The organism is Sinorhizobium americanum, from assembly GCF_001651855.1.
GTDB lineage: Bacteria > Pseudomonadota > Alphaproteobacteria > Rhizobiales > Rhizobiaceae > Sinorhizobium > Sinorhizobium americanum.
The window spans coordinates 1-20,574 of the sequence record NZ_LNQC01000048.1; the positions used below are offsets into that span (position 1 = coordinate 1).

The 20,574-nt window shown below is 57.9% G+C and carries 12 protein-coding genes and 5 pseudogenes; 5 read left to right on the forward strand and 12 right to left on the reverse strand.

The genetic code is table 11. The annotated features are described in order from the left end of the window. Positions 1-2,479 (reverse strand): annotated as a pseudogene (locus ATC00_RS10740) (calcium-binding protein); the annotation flags it as partial. A gap of 476 nt (positions 2,480-2,955) precedes the next feature. Between ATC00_RS10740 and ATC00_RS32525 the strand changes: the two are divergent. The 3 genes and pseudogenes from ATC00_RS32525 to ATC00_RS10755 all read left to right on the forward strand — a co-directional run bounded on the left by ATC00_RS32525 (position 2,956) and on the right by ATC00_RS10755 (position 4,536). Next, positions 2,956-4,044, forward strand: coding sequence for a helix-turn-helix transcriptional regulator (locus tag ATC00_RS32525; RefSeq protein WP_064252726.1), 1,089 nt, complete (start codon positions 2,956-2,958; stop codon positions 4,042-4,044). A gap of 49 nt (positions 4,045-4,093) precedes the next feature. Continuing rightward, positions 4,094-4,240 (forward strand): annotated as a pseudogene (locus ATC00_RS10750) (transposase domain-containing protein); the annotation flags it as partial. After that, entirely contained in the window at positions 4,240-4,536 is a 297-nt protein-coding gene (locus tag ATC00_RS10755) for a hypothetical protein (protein ID WP_026614330.1), read from the forward strand. The pseudogene ATC00_RS10750 and the gene ATC00_RS10755, both read left to right, overlap by 1 nt. A gap of 556 nt (positions 4,537-5,092) precedes the next feature. On the opposite strand, the gene ATC00_RS32060 is transcribed toward ATC00_RS10755, so the two are convergent. The 3 genes from ATC00_RS32060 to ATC00_RS33360 all read right to left on the reverse strand — a co-directional run bounded on the left by ATC00_RS32060 (position 5,093) and on the right by ATC00_RS33360 (position 10,014). Continuing rightward, complete coding sequence (locus ATC00_RS32060; RefSeq protein ID WP_064252728.1) at positions 5,093-6,670, reverse strand: calcium-binding protein; 1,578 nt, start codon at positions 6,668-6,670, stop codon at positions 5,093-5,095. Positions 6,671-6,885: 215 nt separating this feature from the next. Then, positions 6,886-7,881 (reverse strand): helix-turn-helix transcriptional regulator, encoded by a 996-nt coding sequence (locus ATC00_RS10770; protein ID WP_153045195.1) that lies wholly within the window; start codon positions 7,879-7,881, stop codon positions 6,886-6,888. A gap of 372 nt (positions 7,882-8,253) precedes the next feature. Further along, positions 8,254-10,014 carry a cadherin domain-containing protein gene (locus ATC00_RS33360; protein WP_064252730.1) on the reverse strand — a complete coding sequence of 587 codons (1,761 nt, stop codon included), beginning with the start codon at positions 10,012-10,014 and terminating at the stop codon, positions 8,254-8,256. Positions 10,015-10,672: 658 nt separating this feature from the next. On the opposite strand from ATC00_RS33360, the pseudogene ATC00_RS33365 reads away from it, so the two are divergent. Next, positions 10,673-10,810 (forward strand): annotated as a pseudogene (locus tag ATC00_RS33365) (IS3 family transposase); the annotation flags it as partial. Between the two features lie 432 nt (positions 10,811-11,242). On the opposite strand, the gene ATC00_RS33905 reads toward ATC00_RS33365, so the two are convergent. From ATC00_RS33905 to ATC00_RS10795, 4 genes are all read right to left on the reverse strand, one after another. Next, positions 11,243-12,166, reverse strand: coding sequence for a Fic family protein (locus ATC00_RS33905; RefSeq protein ID WP_327289899.1), 924 nt, complete (start codon positions 12,164-12,166; stop codon positions 11,243-11,245). Positions 12,167-12,457: 291 nt separating this feature from the next. Then, a complete protein-coding gene (locus ATC00_RS33910; protein ID WP_327289901.1) occupies positions 12,458-12,745 on the reverse strand; it encodes a hypothetical protein in 288 nt (95 codons plus the stop codon). Between the two features lie 716 nt (positions 12,746-13,461). Next, complete coding sequence (locus tag ATC00_RS10790; RefSeq protein WP_064252732.1) at positions 13,462-14,562, reverse strand: nucleotidyltransferase family protein; 1,101 nt, start codon at positions 14,560-14,562, stop codon at positions 13,462-13,464. 258 nt (positions 14,563-14,820) lie between these two features. Continuing rightward, the gene (locus ATC00_RS10795) at positions 14,821-15,933 is read right to left on the reverse strand and encodes a Fic family protein (RefSeq protein WP_064252733.1); all 1,113 of its coding nucleotides are present in this window, start codon (positions 15,931-15,933) and stop codon (positions 14,821-14,823) included. 260 nt (positions 15,934-16,193) lie between these two features. Between ATC00_RS10795 and ATC00_RS33825 the strand changes: the two genes are divergently transcribed. Next, entirely contained in the window at positions 16,194-16,319 is a 126-nt protein-coding gene (locus ATC00_RS33825) for a hypothetical protein (protein WP_268801645.1), read from the forward strand. A 15-nt stretch (positions 16,320-16,334) separates the two neighbouring features. Here ATC00_RS33825 and ATC00_RS32065 read toward each other — a convergent pair. The 4 genes and pseudogenes from ATC00_RS32065 to ATC00_RS10810 form a co-directional block, all read right to left on the reverse strand. After that, positions 16,335-16,534 (reverse strand): annotated as a pseudogene (locus ATC00_RS32065) (type II toxin-antitoxin system VapC family toxin); the annotation flags it as partial. 620 nt (positions 16,535-17,154) lie between these two features. Then, positions 17,155-18,195 carry an IS110 family RNA-guided transposase gene (locus ATC00_RS10800; protein WP_064252734.1) on the reverse strand — a complete coding sequence of 347 codons (1,041 nt, stop codon included), beginning with the start codon at positions 18,193-18,195 and terminating at the stop codon, positions 17,155-17,157. A gap of 211 nt (positions 18,196-18,406) precedes the next feature. After that, positions 18,407-19,000 carry an SMI1/KNR4 family protein gene (locus tag ATC00_RS10805; protein WP_153045196.1) on the reverse strand — a complete coding sequence of 198 codons (594 nt, stop codon included), beginning with the start codon at positions 18,998-19,000 and terminating at the stop codon, positions 18,407-18,409. 309 nt (positions 19,001-19,309) lie between these two features. Further along, positions 19,310-20,355: pseudogene (locus tag ATC00_RS10810) on the reverse strand (IS110 family RNA-guided transposase). Positions 20,356-20,574: the final 219 nt, after the last annotated feature.

Sequence of the window (20,574 nt, forward strand, 5' to 3'; positions counted from 1 at the left end):
CGCCCGAGAGCGTGTCCTTGCCCTCGTTGCCCCAGAGGTAGTCGTTGCCGGCGTCACCGTTGAGGGTGTTGACGCTGTCGATGTCGTCGCTGGTCCAGTAGGCGGCATGGAGGCTGTCGCCGTCGTTACCGCCGTGCAGCGTGTCGCTGCCGGCCTCGCCATAGAGCGTGTCCTGGCCGTCGCCGCCCGACAGCGTGTCGTCGCCGTCGTTGCCGATCAGCTGGTCGTTGCCGGCATCGCCCGAAAGTGTGTCGTCGCCCGTGCCGCCGTAAAGCGCGTCGTCGCCGTCTTCACCCGACAGCGTGTCGTTGCCGTCAAGGCCGTAGATCGTGTCCTTGCCGGAGGTCACCGCCCCCGAGAGCTCGGCATTGGTGTCGTTGCCGGTGGTGCCGGTCAAGACGGTGAAGGTGCCGTCGACGAAGTCGGAAGCCTGAAGGTCGGTGAGCCCGTCGAGCTCGATGACGAAGTCGGCCCCCGAGAGCTCGAAATCGTCATTGCTGTCGATGATCAGCGCGATGCCGGTCGCCGTCTTCGTCCACCAGACCTGGCGGAACCCATGGCCGAGATCGTCGCTGCCGGAAAGCGCCGAGCCGGCGGTGTAGTCGAAGCCCGCCGGAAGCTCGCCGCGGAAGACCAGTGGCTTGCTCGTGTCGAAGCCGGTGATCTCCAGCTTGTCGCCGTCGGTCCTGACGAAATCGGCGATCCGGTCGGCGGCGGCAAGCGACGTCTCCGTCTCGCTGAAGGAGAAGACGTCGGCCTCGCCGCCGCCGGTCAGCACGTCGCGGCCACCGCCGCCGTGCAGCCGGTCTTCGCCCGAGCCGCCGTCGAGTGTGTCGTCGCCGGCGTCACCCTGGAGATAGTCGCTGCCGTCATTGCCGTTGAGGCTGTCGTCGTTGCCGCCACCATAGAGCTGGTCGTCGTCGGCGCCGCCCGAGAGCGTGTCCTTGCCCTCGTTGCCCCAGAGGTAGTCGTTGCCGGCGTCACCGTTGAGGGTGTTGACGCTGTCGACGTCGTCGCTGGTCCAGTAGGCGGCATGGAGGCTGTCGCTGTCATTGCCGCCGTGGAGCGTGTCGTTGCCGGCCTCACCATAGAGGCTGTCCTGGCCGTCGCCGCCCGACAGCGTGTCGTCGCCGTCGTTGCCGATCAGCTGGTCGTTGCCGGCGTCGCCCGAAAGCGCGTCGTCGCCCGTGCCGCCGTAGAGCGCGTCGTCGCCGTCTTCACCCGACAGCGTGTCGTTGCCGTCGAGGCCATAGGCGATGTCGTTCTTGCCGTCGAAAGAATGAACGTCGTCGCCAGCAGTACCCCTCCAAGCTACGAAATTATCGACGAAATCGTCTTCGTTCAGGGACTGGATGCCATTCAAGTAAAAGAGAAGATCCCCTTCGCTGAATTGGCCATCGTCATTCGCGTCGACCCAGACTTCCACTCGACCGCTGATATGCTGCCATAGAACGTCTGCAAGGCCGTCTCCGACCCATTCCGCAGGCATCTGCACACCATCTTGGCCGATGTTGTCGTGGATGAAAGTTTGTGGCGCTTCCCCGGCGAATACCAGTGGGAGGGATTGCCAGAACGCGGGTAGATCGATCAGGTCGCCGCCAGCAGCACCGGCACCTTCGAAATCGGTAATGACATCAATCAAGTCGGGATCGACTGGCGAACTGTCGCTTCTCGGGGTGCCCAAGCCGAAGACGAAGCGATCGTCACCTGCGCCACCGGTCAGGGTATCGCCACCCAAGCCGCCGTTAAGCACGTCATCGCCTTCGCCACCGTCAATGGTATCCTCGCCGTCACCTGCGGTCAGCTGATCATTGCCGCCGCCGCCAATCAGGGTATCTCCACCGGCGCCACTGGTGACGATTAGGTCACCCCCGGTGACGTGCGAGCCGTCCACCGTTAGGCTATCATCTTCAGAAAGCGCCGAGCCGTCGATCGTCAAAGTGGCGTTCTGTGCAGTCACAACGGCGGCGTTGTCCAGCTGCAGCGCCACCGACGTGTCTCGCTGTATTTCGATAGTCTCTATGCCGGTAAGGGTCGTTGTCGTGAATGCTACAGCCGTCTCATCGGCCCCTGAAATGACGAGTCGGTCCGAGCCGGCACCGCCGTCAATCTCATCGGACGCGTTGAACGCGCTTCCGGCATAGATGACGTCGTCTCCATCACCAGCCGAAACAAGATCGTCTCCGCCACCCCGGATGTCGATGTAGTCGCCGGCGCTCGTGCCGGTCAGGAGTCCGCCGGCGCCGTCGAACAGAGCCGCGCTTCCGTCTGCGAAGGTGAAGTTTGGGGAAGAAAGGGATGACACATCCATATTTAGCAACGTGAAGGAGCCGTAACTGGTCGAGACGACGATATCGCTTCCTTCCTGGGTGAAGCGCAGGTCGCGCGCTGGAAACCAGGCTTCGAAACTGATCGAGTCCTCCGCTGGCGAGAACGTGATGGAATGGCCAACAATCTCATTGAAGTTAAAGATCTGCATGATTTGCCCCTCTCTCAAACCTTTTCACAGCTACGCGTGTTGCAAGGGCACACCTGGGCGCCGCTTGCAGTCGGCGTAAAAAAGCAATGACTTAAAGAAGCTCAACCATAGGACGTGCCGACTGCGCATCCCCCAAACGGGGGATGACCAACAGCGATAAATCAGCAGCGATGCGTCCGAGGGGTCTGTGAGCGATTGCACATGAAACTGCTGCTCGCCAGTTTATCGCTCAATCGAACGACTATGATTTGGCCAACGTATTCGGCGAGGAGAGGCTCGCGTTTATTCTCTACCGACCCCGGCAGCAAGGCTGGTTCCCATCAGCCGGTGAAGGCTGAAATCGCTAAGGCGAACCACGGATCAAGGCACAGTGCGTGCTCGCATAATCCCCTTGCTAACGGTCATGGAAGGATGGGGATCAACTTGTACGAGCTGAACGGATGTGCGACGATGCACGCGGTGGCTGAGGGACACGCATGCACAAGAAGGCAGGAAACGCCAAGTTCCGCGAAGAACTGGTGGAGTTGATCTATGGTTCGCTACTTGAGCACGGTAAGTGGCAATTATTTTTGGACCATTTGAACGGCGCCATGCGTCACGGAAAGACGACTTTCATGTACCATGATGCCGTCGTACGAAAAGGCTACTTTTCATTGGCGGCGGGATATACCGATGAGGAGATCGCTGCCTACAACAAGTATTACAATCTAATAAATCCCTGGATGGCAAAAGCTGCGGTGCGCCCCGTCGGTAAAGGCGTTACTTCAGACTACATGTTCGATGTGCAACAACTTCGCAAGACAGAATTTTATAATGACTATCTGCATAAATTTGGGCTCGAGGGTGGTGCGGGCATAACAATCTTCCGCGACAAGGGGCGTTCCTTTGTCCTCACATCCTTGATGTCGGCGAGGGACCACGAGGCGAGTGCTCACTTAGCCAAATTGCTTACAGAGCTGTCTCCCCACATTGCGCGCGCCTTCTCCTATTACCGCAAAGGCACGAAGGCCAGTGATGAAGCAAATTCGCAATGCACGCTCCTCGATTTGGCGGGAACCGGGCTGATCCATGTTGATGAAGACGCCCAACTGAAAACCCTCAATAAGACCGCAGAGCAGCTCATTGATCAACGTTGCGGCCTACGCATTACGCCAACGAACCGGATCGTCTTCGATAAGGCGCGGCTCCAGGAGATGTTGAAGGATCTTTGTCAACGGCAATCGAAGGGTTCCGTATATCGAGCGGAGACCAGGAACGCGATGCAGTCCTACGACATTACCTTGGTGCGAATGCAAACAGATAAGATGCGCGAGTTTTTGGCTGGCCCCTCAGTCGCTATACTTATCAAACCTCGCAGTGCGGCCGGCGAGTTAATCCATAAATTCGACCTTTCCCCAGGTGAACTTCGTGTCGCACGCGCAATAATCGAAGGCATGACAGTCAACGATATCGCCCTGGAACGCGGGATTTCGCGCGAAACTGTAAGAACGCAGTTGAAATCCATCTTCTCGAAACTGGGCATTTCGAGCCAACTGGAACTTGTTCGGCTTTTTCAGTCGAAATGATTGTCACTGATCGCGATCGCTTCATTCGCGAGCCTCTGGACCAAGATGGGAAACGGCCAAGATGAATGGCCTTGATCCGCAGGCCTATCTGGCCGATGTGCTCGATCGTATCCACGATCATAAGATCAATCGCCTCGACGAACTGCTCCCCTCGAATTGGTCACCTGTTGCCGTCATCTGCGCCGAGGCGGCCTGATGGCAACAGTCACTTATGTCCGCACCATCAAATACGTTGCCGAAATTCTTGGCGAGGATCCTGAGCTTCTCCAGGCGATCGTCAGCAACGATGACAACCTGACCTACGGCAGTATCATCAGCGTCTATAACGGTGAGGACGAATCCATCACCGCCCTGACAGACGACGGCATGGAGGAGTTGGAGCAGATGCTCTCCTATGCTCGCCGCTCAACTCAGGAGTGGAACGACTTCCTCGACAGCTTTGTCGACGACGAAGAACTCATCGCCCGCATCAAAGCAAAATCTCCGCGGTAGCAATCGGCCGGTTACCTCGTAACGCGAGCGGAGGCTAGTGTACCGCGCATGCTGGCCCACCCGGCGATCACCCCTGACCAGGTATCACGGCTGCGCGGTCACATCGACGAGTGTATAGCAAGACTCGGGGACCTGATCGCCGAAATGGAGCTCGTCGGAGCGGATTGCGGTTGCGTTCAAGCAGCCGAGGCGGCACTCCTGGCGTGGAGAGGCCTGGCGCGAGACGCGGCCGAACGGGAGCAATCATTCGAGATCGGTTCCCTTGAGGTCCAAGACGCAACTACAGAAGGTCCGGTCGGATCGCAGGGGCAACCGCGCAATATCATGCTTGAAAAGGCGAAGGATTGGAGCGCCGTCAGCTGCTGCCTTGACCAAGGCCAACACTAAGCCGTCGGGCGAGGCCCTCCCGATAGCTTTCTCCACTCGCCGCAAGCGGGTTGCTATCGCGCCGGCATCAGGGCATAGCGGCGGCAAAGCCTTCGGGGGGTACCAACAATGCGCACGCATAGCGCAAAGGGCCCCTCCACAATGGGAGGGCATTGCGCAGACATACGGGTTAGACGACAAAGAAATCCGCTGCGGTGATTGAGAGGTTTGTGCCGACCGTCGCGAAATGGACGGATCCCCCGGAGCCACTGCCGTTGCTGTCGTAGAAGAGTTTGCCCGTATCGCTCTCGTAGATGATCCGGTCAGTCGTATCGGCTGCAAGGCCGGTGGTGTTTTTGACGAACTGCGCCGCGGTCAGCGTTCCCGTCCCTGAAATTGCTGTGAAAACGGCGTTCTCCAGCCGAATTGTATCATTGGCGACATTGAAGTCGGTGATGGTGTCGACATTGCTGGTCGCGGAGAGCGTCGAGTTGAAGAAGAAGCTGTCGTTTCCAAGGCCACCCGTCAGCTTATCCTTCCCGGACGAACCGCTCAGAATATTGTTGCCGCTGTTGCCAACCAGCGTGTTTGCGAGGCTGTTGCCGGTGGCGTTGGTGCTTGCCGTTCCAAGCAGCGTCAGGTTCTCGACCGCTCCTTCGACCTTGTCGCTGGCAACAAGGCTGAAGGAAATAGACGACCTCACGGTGTCAACGCCACTGCCGCCGTGGGAGACTTCATCGATTACATCACCGATCTCGTTGACGACGTAGGTATCGTTTCCGCTGCCGCCCTCCATCGTATCGGCCCCGAGACCGCCATCGATGAAATCATTCCCGGCCTCGGCACGGAACACGTTATCGCCGGCATTTCCGGTTAGTTTGTCGGCAAATTGGGTGGAGTAAATTGCTTCGATATTCACAAACGTGTCGGTCTTACCGAATCCGTCGATAGCTACGCCGGTGGCAAGGTTAACCGTGACACCCAGCTTTCCGCCAACATCCGCATCGCGGTGGAAGCGGATCACATCAAAGCCCCCCCGGCCATCGATATAGTCTCGCCCGCCAAAGCCCATGAACTGCTCATCTGCGCCTGAGCCGCGCATTGTATCCGCAAACTGGGTTCCGGCGAACGACTCCACACTCGTGAAGGTCTCGGCATTGCCGTAAGGGTCCGTTACCGTGCCAGCTGCCGCGTCGAGAACAATGCCTTGGGTTGCGGCGGGGTCATCGTGAGTGACGCGGAAATTCAAGTAGTCGGTCCCCGTGCCGCCGTCGTAGGTGTCTTTGCCCTGTCCTCCGGCCATCAAGTCGTCACCCGCACCTCCGGAGAAAGTGTCGTTGCCGCCCCAGCCAAACATATCGTCATCGCCAGCGGAACCCACAAACGTGTCGGGGCGGTTCATCAGCCATTGTTCGAGCACGGGCGGGTCATAAACTTCGGCGGCGTTTTCAAAGGCGACTAGGGACAGATTAAGGCTCTCTAGCCGCTGGACCAAAGTCGTGCCGTCGTTCAGAAGCAGGTCAATTCGGGCAATCGTGCCGCCCGTTGCGCCATCCGAGCCAAAGGTAAAGCCAGTTCCAATAATCTTGAGCTTTAAGCCGTTGTCGAGCTGAAAGGTGATCGTGGTTGAACTCGGTGTTCCGACCTGCGCCGCAGTTTTCAAATCTACCAAATCTCTGAACGGCGGATTGTAATCGAAACCTTCGATCGGTGGCGTGTAGTCCGCCGGATATTTTCCCCCTGGAAAGAAATACGTCAGTTTGGCCATGGTCCCCTCAAAAAACTGCCGCAGCTCGAGCGTATATCAAAAGTCTAGCGTTAGGCTGGTCAGGTTGCAGCATTATGAAAGTGCGCGGTTGGGAACAACTCCCAAATGGGGGTTGTGAAAGCGCCGGCACAAAGAATGAAGGGCGACCACATGTGGTGCCGCTGGTAAAATCGTCCACTGGTCAGTCAACGGCGGGCGGATCGAAGTCATGCTGGCTATTTCAGTCTCGAAAGGAGCAGCATCAATTGACCTTGTCGCGACGTTCCAGTCTTCTGCAGAATGGATTTCAATCTAGTCCTCGCGGTCTCGACTGTGATGCCAAGCCTATCGGCGGCTTCAGAAACTGATTCGCCGAGAAATAACCGTCGGCAAAGCCCGATCTCAGAAGGCGTCAACGCGAATATGGCGCTGAGTGCTGAAAGATCGCCCGCGTCCGGAGTGGCAGGATTGAGCTGGGTCATAAGCACAAGGACGAGCTGACGAGGCGGAAGTAGAGATATGTTGCTCCTCGACGGGTCAGCGGTAGGGAGCGCGGCCATCGTTACCTGCCATGCTCCAGCGGAAGTCCTGAAGGTTATGCGTGCTCCGTCTGTAAAAACTCCCTGCGAAAGATTATTCAACATCAGACCGAAGCGGGCATCCGCGTCAGCGTTCGCCATAAAACAGCGGTCGTTTCGAACAATCACTGCACGCCCCGATGAGAAGCTTTGCAGCGCCTTCTCGTTTGCCTCGCGCATCAGGCGGTTGCCTTCGACCACGAACGCGGCGCATTGGTTGCGCTCCACAACTGCGGCTGCGGCCACGGCCTGCTCAACGCTCGTCCGCATGACACGAGCGAGGCTGATGGAACGTTCTAGATTCCCGCGGACTCTTCTCAGGACTTCAACCGCGGCCTTGCCGTAGGTTTCGGAAAGCGAGAGGGGGAAGTTCATGATGAACTGGATGGTCTCACCGCGGTCTCCGACAATCTTCATGCCGGCCCCAGCCTCAACGTCCTTCTGCGGGCGCAGCCAGTCGTTGTAGAATTCGGTGTCGGCAAAGTTTCGTGCCGGGAACACCTCTTCGGAAAGTGCAGCGATGCCGCTTCTAGCCCCCGACCAATACGGTATCCAAGGGTTGATATATGCAAAGTGCTCTCTGAAAGATTTGGCAAAAGCGGGATCGATGTTCCGCACCGCCAGAAAATTGAGGCTGCGCTCGGCGAAATTCATATTCCAAAGGCCGCCAAAGGACCCCGGAAATGCGTGACTGAGTACCGCAGGCACTTCGTCCCATGACCCGCTTCCAAACGCGGCTGAGTCAATCGCAGTAGCAAGGTCAGCGCTAATGGCAGCGACATGATCCTCGCTGAAAATACCGACGCGCCTTTGCCCCATACCCCACAGCCGCCCCGCGGCCGCCCCCATTAGAGCGGGATCTGCCCCGAGTCGATCCCCGCGGGAAACAATAGCGTGTACAACCGCCCGGGGGAACAGCCTAAGAGTTCATTGGCAGCTTGCCACCCCTGGGCGAGAGGCGTGGCACCCATGTAACCGTCCCATTGCTACGGATGAGCAAGCTCGCGAATCCGCCTGTATATTAAGTCAAAGCAGGAAGTGGCTCTTGGAAAGCGACAGGGCATCATCAAGGTGGATGGTGAAATCCATCTTTTTGTCGCCGTTGATGTCGCCATAGATGTAGGTATCGGAAGCCTGTCTGCTGTAACGCAGTTCGCCGGCCTTGCCTGTAAATACCGCTGTGCCGAGGAAGGTGAATGCCTGATTGCCTGATACGGCTGCGTTGGCGTCAATAGTCGACAGGTTGATTCGATCCCCACCGGCGGTGGAGAAATCGAAAATCGAGTCCCTCCCTCCGGCGGCAGTCGTCGTCTCGCCCGGAGACTTGAAGACAAAAACATCGGCACCCGCGCCGCCGGTCAAGGAGTCGGCGCCGAGACCACCATAAAGCGTGTCATTACCCGCGTCTCCGGAGATAACGTCATTGCCTGAGCCGCTGGTCAAAAGGTTGGCCGCGGTATTTCCGTATAGCTTGTCGGCAAAGCCCGAACCGGTAACCCCTTCGACCGAAATATAGACATCTCCCTTGGCATCCCCGGTATTGACCGACGTTTTTGCAAGATGAACCGTGAGCCCGGCAGACGCACCAGAATAGTCGGCGCTATCCGTGCCAGCGCCACCGTCCAGCTTGTCTGCGCCTGTTCCGCCATTTAGCCGGTCCGTACCCGATCCACCGTACAGCGTGTCGTTGCCGGTTCCGCCATAAAGGAGATCATTGCTGTCGTAGCCGAACAGCGTATCGTTGCCGCCTGCCGCAACAATTTTGTCAGCTCCGATACCGCCTTTCAAAGTCTGGGAAGAAGAGTTGCCGGTGATTGTTTCAATCACGTCGGTTACGTCGATCGTGAAGGTTTTGGTCAGAGTACCGGTCGCGTCGGCGATCATAACCGTAATGGAATAGGACTGCTTCGTCTCATAATTCAACGTGTCATTGACATAGAGTTTGTTGTCGACGATCCAGAACATGCCTCCGGCCGAGTCCGTCAGCGAGTATTCCACCTCATCCCCTTCGGGATCCACGGCGAGAAATGTGCCGATCTCGGTATCTACCGTAGCGGTCTCCGCGACTTTAGAATTGGAAAGCTTTAGAGACGTCGGTGCCTCGTTTACGTCAGCTATATTTATGGTGAACGTTTTAACAACAGTGAATTTCCCGTCGGAAATTTCGAATGTTATCGTCTTTGTGGGTGACTTTTCGAAATCGACTGGCTTTGCAAGTTGGATGCCACTACCACCTATTAATTTGAACGTTCCTCCTGCGTCATCTATCAGTTTAAATGTCAGCACAGTGTCCTCCGGATCCACTCCGGAGATATAATCGAACACCTTCCCGACCTTCATGTCTTCAGAAACTTCCGTTCCCCAAAGCCAGACCAGGTGTGGTGGCTCGTCTACGTCTTCGATCGAAACAAAAAGTTTTTTGAGTACTTTATTCACCCCGTCCGAGACTGCCACCTGGAGCGTCTCGCCTTGGAGTTCCTCGTAACTCACGGGTTTGGCCAGCTGAAGTTTGTTACCGTCTAGCTTGAACAATCCATCAGCACTGTCCGTCAACTCGTATGTCAGCGGCTGCCCTTCAGGGTCAGTGGCAGAGAGTGTTCCTATTGTCGTTCCAACGGCGGAATTCTCTGCAATCGAATTGTTGGACAAGGTCACTGTGTTAGGAGGAAGATTCTGTGCGCTGGCCGCCATTGCAGCCGAAAGCTGCAACCGCTCACTGAGTGGGGCGTCCCCACCCAAGCTTACGAATTCCGCACCGATAGCCGGTTTGCCTAGTGTACTTGCCATTGTTCAACTTGTCTTCTTTGTTTAAATGGAATTGAGGGCGACCCTAGCTTTAATCACAGCGAAATCAAGAGGCCGCAACCCACGGTTTGTAGATCACTAGCGGAAAGAGATCGTAGCGGCCCGAGGTCGTGTCCCGCAGGGTGATCCGACGCGTGCTGCAAAATGAACTTGCGCTGGCAAATTGGCAGCTTGCCCATGGAAGAGCGGATCAAGAGGCCGTGGCGGAAGCATTCTCAATTTGATCGTGCCACCATCGCTGCCAGCGAACTGCTTCGAACGACCAGACATTCACCTCCAACACCATCGCGTTCCATAAAACGTCGGTCTTACCATCCAGCTCGACGATGCGGGGACGCAGACGAAGACGATTTCATTCTGATCCTACTCGCAGCCGTTCCAAGACGCGCCGTCTTCGGAGTAAGTTCCCGCGTCTGTGAATTCGAACGCTCAGACAGTGTGGCCTCTTCTCTCATATTGGGGGAAGAGGCCCTTTCGTAGAACCTGCCTCGTGAACTGACCCCGAAAGTTGGACATCCACTTCCGTGGTTTTGTATGTCGAAATACAAAGCGAGTACCTGAAGCGGGCGATTGTCGAACGGTGCGTGAACGGCGAGGAGAGTGATCGCCGGCCGGGCTTACGGCATTGACCCATTCGACGGTCCGCAAATGGGTGGCGAGCTACGAGCCACATGGAACTGCGGGGCTTGCGAAGAAGTTCGGCCACTATGATGCAGGGTTTAAGCTATCGGTTCTGAAGCGGATGTGGGAGGATGAATTGTCCTACCGCCAAACGGCGGGGGAGGTGTCGACGAGTTCTATCGGGGTGGCAGTTGTATAGCGCTCGGTCATCCTTGCATTTATGGAGTTTAATTCCAGAATTGCAAGGTTGGTTCGAGGACGTCACTGAACGCCTTTCCACTTCATCGAGGAGGTCTACAACAAGCGCCGGCTCCATTCAGCGCTCGGCTACTTGAGCTCCAAAGTTCTAGGAGCAACACAGCCGGCAGACTGGCAAATCAACAGCCTGAGCCTTGTCCACCCTACGGGGCGCACTCCAGGAAGGCACATCGTGTATCAATGTATCGATTGGAGCCGCGTTCCACCGCACACGAAAGTCAGGCGGAATCGTCCCGCAAGCCGATGGCGCGGGCTCGTTAACAAGGCTGGCTTCAAAGATGTGGCCGAAGCTCGGCAAACGTGGCCTCGATCTGAGTGGCTTCTCGGTCAGTCAGACCAGCGAATTCCCGTTCGCGGGCACGCCTCGACAGCCTGCCGTCGTTCTGTCGCAGGAACCGGAACAGGAGGTCGAGCAGCCGGTCCGGCATGTCGACCATATCCCCTGAACCCGGTTCTTGAACGTATCATAGGCCATCAGGAACGCGGTCTCTGCCGGCAGATCCACATCGACCGTGCGACCCACGCAGGCGAACAGGAATTCTGCATGTGGAGTCGCGTCGAAAAAGCGGTAGAAATCGGCAGTCTCGTTCAACACCTCGACGTTGCCGCGATCGGTCGGCCGCCAATGAATCTGAGGCAGAAGGCGGCGCGAATAGCTTTCCAGCACCTTACGATAGTCGTCGATCTGATCCAGAATGACAGCGGAAACAGGGAAAATGAGGCCGGGCGGATTGAATCCGCGCTGGGCCAAAACATGATGAATGAGGTAGCGGTGGAGGCGTCCGTTCCCGTCTTCGAAAGGATGGATATTGACGAAGCCGAAAGCTAGAACGGCGGCAGCAAGCACTGGGTCGAACTCTCGGGCCGCTCCCCTGTCGAAGGCGGTTAGCCCGCCGATGAGCTCCGGCAAATCCTCATGTCGCGCGCTGATATGGTCAGGTATGGGCGCTCCGGTATGGCGATCGTGTTCGCCGACGAAGCCTCCCTCGGCGCGCAGTCCCAGACGCACGAAACGCGCATCGCCGATGACTGTGCGTTGTAGGCGCTCCAGTTCGGCGCGTTCGATCGGGCGACGGCCCGCCTCGGCGATTACCTGACCCCAGCGCTGGATCCGATCTTGCGGCGGGTCTTCGCCTTCGATCTGAAAGCTCGATTTGGAGTCTTTCAAGAGCAGGAACGCCGCTGTTCGCGCCAGTAGGTCAGCTGGCACTTCGGCTATCAGACGCCGAGCCTCGTCTGCCAGGTTGCGCTCCACGAACGCGTCGAGCGCCGGCGTCCGAAAGATCATGGGACAGAAGGCGGGCGTTCCTGGCATTGTTTCTTACTCGATGGCGGGGCGACGTCGCTCCCCCCGTCGCCCACTGTTTGTCAGGATCGACGACAAGCGCGTAGCTGCCCTGGATGGCGTCGGGAAGATCCAATCGGGTAGCAAGTAACCATTCGTAAAGAAACCACAGCCGCCGCGCATAGGAGCCGGTCGGGGACGCCCGCACGATGTCAACTATCGCATCGGGGCCAGCGGCGCGAAACAGCGCTTTAAGGGCCGCTAAGTCCAACCCTCATAGCGCAAGGCGAAAGTCAGATGGCCGGTAAGATTGGCATCAGGGGTGTGACGAGGCGTATAGATATTCCAGTCGCCGGTCTGATAGACCTTGTGGCGTGGACCAATGGCCGCCAGGATCCGTGGCAGTGGCACGGCCAACTCGTAGGCGTCGATCAGGGCAGCATATCCGGCAGGGATCGCCTTCTCGGGCAACCAACGGCCTTGAAAAACGCTTACAGCGCCAGAATATGGCTTTCGCTGCGATGAATTCATGAAGTTCGGTGCCCGCATATGAAAATCAATTCCAAGGAGAGAATTCCATGAAAACTGATAATCCTCAATACGGACATGCAAACGAACCTAGAGTCAGTCGAGATTGGCACAGAAGTCGCGGTGTTGGCACCCGCAGGGTCGCTGCGTTGGGCTCGCAGACGGAATCCTTCGCCATATAATATTCAGATGCTATTCAACAGTTGCACGACGACGTCACTTGGTCGGAATCGGACGCCGAGCTCGCCGGAGACTTCACCTTATCGAGTCCTTTGCGCATCATCTCGACATCCGCGGCGGCATAGCGATGGGTTCTGGCGAGCTGTGCGTGCCAGAGTCAGGCTTGGGGTCCACGCCCGACTGGAGAAGCTTCATCGCCCAGGGAGTGTCGATGACGGCAATATCTCGCTCGGCACGGCGTTAGCGAGGGGCGGTGAGCGTCCTTTCCTGCCCGAGAAGGGGAATGCGCACACGGCGAACGGGCCAGAACCTCGCCGGTTCACGGAAAAGACTGTCATTGCTGGCGTAATCTCGCGGCCATCGGAGGCGGCGGACCGTCCGTTCCGAGCAGCTGTTCCCCATGCCGAATTCGACCCCAAGGCTTTCGATCAACGCGATTCCCTCGGCCGTCTCTTGGTAGACGAACCGCCAGTTGGCGCGAGATAGCGACTATGCGGTGTCATGATCGATGGGGCGAGCCGGGTTTGTGTGTCCCGATACAGGCTGGCAGGCCGAAGTCATTTGGGGCGAGCATCAGCTCTCAACTTCTCCAAATCGGGCATTTTCGTTCCCAGCGCTTTGCCCAGCGCCTTCACTCCTTTGTCAGGCAGCCTCAAGAGGCCGTTGCAAAGCCCTTCCTTCCAAGAATTTCCGCGATTCCACGCCTCCTCCCAAACATCGGCCAGTTCGTATTCGTGGCGCGTCTCCACTAGGGCTTCGAATAGTAAGGAGGCCTGTGTCAGGTCTTTGTCCGATTTCACGCGTCCTAGCGTATCCGTGAGCCTTCTGGATGCCACAATGAGCTTATGGACGGCGTACCGCTCGGGAGCGGGGACTAGGACGTTCACGCCTTCGCGGAAGAGAAGCACGGTGCGGACAGGCTCGTAGATCAGGAAGTCCAGGAACCGTAGGTTTTCCGCCGATGCGCCGCCGAGCGCAGGCATGGATGACGGCTTGCCCGAGTACTCGTCCGATCCTCGGTTTCCCGTCAGAAACTCCACCCGGTAGCCTCTACTGTTCTGGAAAGCGACTACCTTGGCTTTGTCCGCCTGGTGCGGCACGGCTCGAAAATCGGGATCGACCGACTGGAGGATATCCAGGATGGGGGGAAGGCTATCCTGCACCCCGGCCGAGATCGCGAAGTCCTGTGCGAAATCCGCGTCGCCTGTCTGCATGGCGGACGAAGGCAGCCGGACGCCGAGCATCCCCGCATATGTGCTGAATGCCACCGATCCAATCAGGACTGCACGCAACCGGAACAATCCGGCGTCGGCAAGCGCTTTCGTGATATCGCCCGCAAAGGTATCCGGACCGGGGAGGCCAGCACGACGCAGCGTGCTCACCATGCGCCTGCGCTCCCGGAGGTCATCCTTGATCTCCTTGTGGGCCTTCACCCGTGCCGTGATCTCTTCGTCGCTTTCCGGGCCGACATAGGTTCGCTTGTATTTGCCCTTGGTCGTAGGGAGAGGGAGATCGAAATACCAGTAGTTGCGATCTTTGACGGTCACTGTCACGAACCATCCCTCCATCGGGAAGTCCGCCAGAAACTGACCGTCGAGCGTCCGCTGCGTCAGCTCCGCGAACATCGTCCGATAGCTGATGTCAATCTCTCTCATCATTGACATCGGCTCCTTCTTGAATGCGCGCCAAGCGCGGCGATCCCCCCGAGGCGCGCTTCCCTTTGACCAACCAGGGTTCGCTTACCTCACGTCGCCGGTTATAAGTTTCTGCCAAGAACGTATAACGTTTCTCGGCAGCCGGCAATCTATTATAAGTTTCTGCCATTAACTTATAACGAGGGGACAACCTGGCATCACTGACAGGCGCCAGGTGAAGGCGGCGCATGCCTTGGCGAATTGGGACCTTCGAGCGCATGGCTATTCCGTCTTCTTGACCGCTGCTAGGTTCAGCGTGTAGCGCGTGTGCCGACGTAAGCCAGTCCGCGTTAACGCACCTTTCTCCACCAGATCATGCAGATCGCGGGTAGCGGTCGCCCGGGAGGTGCGTGCGATCGAGATGTAATTCTCGGCGTTCAGGCCGCCCTTGAACCCTGCCGGGCCTTCGCGGAACATGCGGGCGACGACCTTCTGCTGGCGTTCGTTGAATTGGCCACGGAAACGGTCATAGAACCGCGCCTTGTCGATATAGAAGGCAACGCGCTCGAGGGTCGTCTGTTGCGCCTCGAGGATCGTTTCGGCAAAATAAACCAGCCATTCGGTGACATCGAGGGTACGCTGATGCCGTTCGAGTTGGTCGTAGTAGGTTTTGCGGTCACGCTCGATCGTATAGGCAAGCGCAATCAGGCTTGGCTGGCCAATATTTTGCGCGAGGGATTTTTCAGCGAGTGCCCGGCCAATCCTGCCATTTCCGTCCTCGAACGGATGGATGCTTTCGAAATACAAATGGCCTATGCCGGCCCGTATCAGTGCCGGCAGGGAGAGTTCACCCTTAGGCGACGATTTGTTGAACCACTCCACATAGGAGGTCATCTCCCCCGGCACCTGCCTTGATGGAGGGGCTTCAAAATGGATGATGGGCTTGTCGTGATGGCCGGAGACGATCTGCATGGCATCGGCATGGGTCCGGTATCCGCCGATTACGCCGATGTGACGGTTTCCCATCATCAGCATCCTGTGCCAGCGAAACAGAGTCTGATGATCGAGTGGGGCGAACCAGGTGTCATAGATATCGATTATCATTTCAGCGATTCCGCGCTCCTGCGGCCGCACCGGCCGAGCGTCGGCGAGCTGTCTGCACAAAGAGGATTGAACGCTCAACCGATCGAGCATCTCGCCTTCTATCTCTGAGGTTTTCACTGCCTCGTCGCTCAAAAGCTCTATGCGCAGCAAATTGCGGTCATCATCATTGACATGCCGGACAGCGCCAATAACTTCGCCCGAAGTCAGAAGAAATCGGCGCTCGAGCGGCTCAATGGCCGCTGCATCATAGGTGAACTGCGGCCAACCTGCTTGTGTCCAGTTCCATTTCATGAGTTATAGACCTCTTCCTATAACTCAATGTACGGGTCTTTGTGAGCTATAGCAAGGTATTCTATCGCTCACGGGTGACGGTCTCGCCTATTCGCGCGATCGCGAGGGCTCTTATCGAGGAAGTGCCTATTTCCCGCTAAAACGAGGCCTGTGTTCACGAAGTCTCTAAATGACCGGCGATGTCGAGCAGCGAAAGATCGGGACTTACGCCGCTGAGCCGATCATGGCGGTATTCCAATCTGCGTCAGGAACTCGCGAGCATGGCGCACCTGACGCTTTGCTTCCTCGGGGGACGCAATCCGCTCGACGGCCATTTGTTGCCGTCGTTCAGCCCATCTCTCGAGATCAATGCCGAACCCTCAGCGGATCAGAATGCTGCCGACTGAAATGAAGGTCGGCCGTTACGCCACCTCTATGTCCGTGCGCGAGAAGTCGTCACCCTTGAAGAGCAGCGGTTCATTGTGCTTCCTTGGCAGCGCATAGGAGAAGCAGTCGCCATAGTTCAAACCTGCCGGATGGCGACCTTGCCGTAGTTTCACCAGGCTCGCCGCGCCACGACGATCTGATCGGCGTCAACGGCGACGATTTCCACGCCCGCCTCAGCATCGTCGTTTTCGCCTCCCGGTTGGCGCTTTCCCGCCTTTGAAACGAAGCTGAACGGGTTAGGCGTTGTGCTTGGGGCTGATTTCTTCAAGCGGAGCAGCTTGCCGGGGGCAGTTCTCTAATTGCGGCCTCCCGGTCAACTGCTTTTCCGTAATCTGCTCTTGCGTCACGGTTCTCTGGGTGGTCGAGGCGAGCTTCGCACTTCCTGGCATCGAATGCTGCGCGGTTCGCAATGTCGGTCGAGCGATCCTGTCTCAGACGGTTCGCAACTGGTCCCGCGAGATTACCGCTGCTTCGTCCTGCAAGGGTAGCGACCTTCGGTTCCCGGAGCAGCCGAAGGCAACCCGCGCCCGCCAGGTAGCGCCGTAGGGTTGCCGAAGGCTTATGGGACCGGTCAACCGCTTTTTCTCAGCCTGCTCTTGCCGGATTCACTGTTCTCTCCGTGGTCGAGACGGGTGCTCGCCACATCATGGCATCGGATGCTGTGGTTCCCAATGTCGGTCGCGCGGTCCTGTTTCAGAAGGCTCGCAACTGCCCCCGCGGGATTACCACTGCTTCGTCCCGGCAAGGGACAGGGCTGCCGTCAGGTGACGGATCTGGTGAGCGATCGAGACTCCCCTAAGCGGTCTCGACCGCTGCGGTGGACGACCATCGGAACGTTCCGCCAGTCGCCCACAAGCGGTGCATGATAACGGCCATCTTGCGGGCAACGGCCACGGCTGCTTTTTTCATGCCGCTCTTCTTCGCGATACGCAGACCCCAGGCCTTGAGCGCCGACCATTTCTCGACTCGCGTCAACAAGGTGGTCGCCGCCTCGAACAGGTAGGCACGGACGAGAGGATCTCCGCATTTGGAGATCTTGCCGTTGTGGTCGGCCTCACCCGACTGGTAGCGCCTGGGCGTGAGGCCAAGATAGGCACCAACGCTGCTCGACTTCGCGAACCTCACCGGATCATCGATCGCGGTGATGAAGGCAATCGCCGTCAACAGGCCAATTCCCGGAATCGACATCAGCCGCCGGCATGTGACACTTTCCCTGGCATAGCGCGCCAGCTCTCTATCGAGGCAGAGAATTTGCTGCTTCAAGCCGGTGTAGACGATAAGCAAGGCGCGTACGGTGTGGCTAACGCGACCAGCAGGGGGCGCGCATGCTTCGCTGACCAGTGTTTCGAACGACAATCCGTCGCGTCGCCTGAGGACGACGCCGAAGGTCTTCAGCATTCCCCTGATCTGGTTGCTCACTTCAACACGCATAGCGACGAGTTGGGCCCGCGCACCCAGCATCGAGCGGATCGTGTGACTGTCGAGGCTTTTAACCCCGACTTCGCGGTACCAGCCAGCCTTGACGATTTGCGCGAGTCCATGAGCATCATTCTTGTCGGTCTTGTTCATTTGCATGTTCAAGGCCGCCTTGGCGTGGCGGGCGTCGAGACAGACGATCGGCAATCCTTCCGCTTTGAGCGCATGCCAATGCCAGGTCGACAGCGGTCCGCTCTCCAGTCCTATCCGGATTGCCTGCGGCGCCTTGGCCTTGATGGCACCTGAAATCCCCTCTGGTGTCGACAGACAGGTGCCCTGCCAAATGATCTTGCCATCGCTGCCGATTACGCACACGTGGGTGATATCCTGCGACACGTCCAGTCCGACGAACTGTTCCATAGCCTGCTCCCGAGTTGAGTTGAAACGGCGGCAGGATAGCACCGACCGCAATTATCCCATGTCGGTCCCGGTTCCCGGCCTTTCGGCCGGCGCTTCTCTAATCGGCGTGTCGAGGTCAAGCTCTTTTCGCTCGCCCGCAATCGGCCCGTTGCGGACAGTTCATTCTGCTCGGATCGGTGCTGGCGGTATCCACATTCAGCCTTGAACGAGGCTATTGATCCGAGCTTTTGCCCAGGATTAAGGTGCCTGCGGCGAACGAAAAGAAATCATCACTCTCCGGCTCGAAGCTCGGACCACCCATGTCCAAACAGAAAACTCCTGGGCCTAACGACGGGCAAAGGCAGTACCACCATGACGCTCCACTGTCCGCGACGGCGACCGCGTCGGGCGGAAACGGATTTTCGGGAGGCTGGCGGCGGCTGGTCAATGTCCGATAGCTCACGGATTGGTAGGCCTGGTAGGACGGATGTTTTTCAGCGTTCGATGCAGGCTCCGGGTCATAAATATTAAGCCCTCTTGTCGTCGAGCCGATGCCAATCTTTCGAACAAACTCGAGATATTGGTGCGAGATGCCGGGGTACTGCGCGGCGATTGCCGCGACTTGCTGATCAGATAAGGGCGTTAGAGAAGACAGCTCTCCTGCCTCGTCAAAAGCAATCAAGTGCGCAATATTTTCCAACATCTCGTGTTTCCCGTGCAATTCTAACAACAGCCTATAACGCCGTTGGAGCTTGTAGATTGCAAGGCATAAATCCGGCCCAATATCATTGATGTCCAAAAGTTCTGGCGCGTTGCTGTCACGCATCTGTGACTACCCGGCAATGACCGGGATTGGCGCCCCAGCCGACATCGCGCCCGCTCCACTGGTACGGCGTTCAACGTCTTTTCGCGGCCCGCGCTTCTCTCCGGGATCGGCCTCAGCCCTCCCACCATGGGGTTCAGTAGATGATGTGGTCCAATCTATGCTGCATCCTGATGACGTGTCATCATCGGTATAGCGCCGCCCACGAACTCACATCACCATCGTCCGCGAAGGACGTCTTCCGCTGCGAAGCGGAACTTTGAATTTCTCTTACATCGATTGCCCTGAGAACTGACCAGAGAACTGACTACTCTACGCGGCCATGGCGCCGGCCGTCGCCTCCCGCGTCCAGCGGAATTCTGAGCCGTCCACCACATCCGATGCATCACCACCGCAAGCCTGCGGGCCAATGCAACGGTGGCTTTCTTTCTCCCATGCCGCCTGGCAATGCCCATTGCCCATGCTTTGAGCCAGCACCATTTCACCACGCGCGTCAGCATCGACTGCGCCGCCTCGTACAGAAGCGCCCGCATCATGGCGTCGCCGCATAAGGAGACATGACCGACCCGTTTGCTTTCGCCGGACTGGTTGAGCACAGGCGTGAGCCCCAGTACGGCTCCCACTGCCCGCGAATGGCGGAAACGGCTGGGAATGTCGATCGTCGAGACATAGGCGAGCGAGACTACCGGCCCGACCCCGGGCACCGTCATCAGCCGCTTGCAAACTTCATCACACTTCGCCTCGTGGACGACCTTCTTGTCCAGTTTGGCGAGTTCTTCGCGCAGCTTGCGCCGTCCAGCGAGCAAAGGTTCCATGATTTCCGCCAGATCGGGATCCGCCTCAACGAGTTCGCGTATCCTCTCTTCGAACGTGCCCCCCGAGACGATACCGACCTTCAGCCCGAAATTGCGCAGGAGCCCACGCATATCATTCTCGAGAGAGATCGCTTTTTCCTGTAGCAGCGAGCGAGCCGTCAACAGCGCGCGGCGCTTCTGGCTTGTGAGCGTCTTCACGTGCACGTTTTTGAAAAGACCGACGCGCATCATCTGCGCAATGCCGCGCGCATCGTTGCGGTCACTCTTGTTCGTTTGCGAAGCCTTCAGGAAGGCCTTCGTGTGGCGCGTCTCGATGCAGAATACCGGAAGCCCGGCCTTTGCCAGTCCTTCGAATAGCCATTGCGACATTGGCCCGGCCTCGAGGCCCACCCGTTCCAAGTTGAGCGCGGGATCACTCAAGATGGCAACCAAGTCCTCCGGGTGAGACACTACCTTTTTCTCCCAGCAGATCTTGCCGCTTGCATCGGCGATACAAACGCTGGTTTCTTTGACGGAGACGTCGAGGCCGGCGTAATGTTTCATGACTGCGCTTCCTCTTTCTGATGCTTGTGGCTGTTTCCACAGACCACGTTCTATCATCAGCTCGGAGCGCAGCACCTTCCCTTCCGGTCCGCGAAGATGGGGCACGAAGCCGATTACCCCATCTATGCTGAACCTCCTGCGGCTGCCCTTTTAACCGGTCAAGCTGCGCGCGAACGGGCTCCGGCGCCAAAGCGCCTGCGCCTGGTACGCTCTTTTTTG

Coding starts and splice junctions, on each gene's coding strand:
- ATC00_RS32525 (WP_064252726.1), top strand. CDS start 2,956: ATGCACAAGAAGGCAGGAAACGCCAAGTTCCGCGAAGAACTGGTGGAG.
- ATC00_RS10755 (WP_026614330.1), top strand. CDS start 4,240: ATGGCAACAGTCACTTATGTCCGCACCATCAAATACGTTGCCGAAATT.
- ATC00_RS32060 (WP_064252728.1), bottom strand. CDS start 6,670: ATGGCCAAACTGACGTATTTCTTTCCAGGGGGAAAATATCCGGCGGAC.
- ATC00_RS10770 (WP_153045195.1), bottom strand. CDS start 7,881: ATGAATTTCGCCGAGCGCAGCCTCAATTTTCTGGCGGTGCGGAACATC.
- ATC00_RS33360 (WP_064252730.1), bottom strand. CDS start 10,014: ATGGCAAGTACACTAGGCAAACCGGCTATCGGTGCGGAATTCGTAAGC.
- ATC00_RS33910 (WP_327289901.1), bottom strand. CDS start 12,745: ATGCGGGCACCGAACTTCATGAATTCATCGCAGCGAAAGCCATATTCT.
- ATC00_RS10790 (WP_064252732.1), bottom strand. CDS start 14,562: ATGATGAGAGAGATTGACATCAGCTATCGGACGATGTTCGCGGAGCTG.
- ATC00_RS10795 (WP_064252733.1), bottom strand. CDS start 15,933: ATGAAATGGAACTGGACACAAGCAGGTTGGCCGCAGTTCACCTATGAT.
- ATC00_RS33825 (WP_268801645.1), top strand. CDS start 16,194: ATGGCGCACCTGACGCTTTGCTTCCTCGGGGGACGCAATCCGCTCGAC.
- ATC00_RS10800 (WP_064252734.1), bottom strand. CDS start 18,195: ATGGAACAGTTCGTCGGACTGGACGTGTCGCAGGATATCACCCACGTG.
- ATC00_RS10805 (WP_153045196.1), bottom strand. CDS start 19,000: ATGCGTGACAGCAACGCGCCAGAACTTTTGGACATCAATGATATTGGG.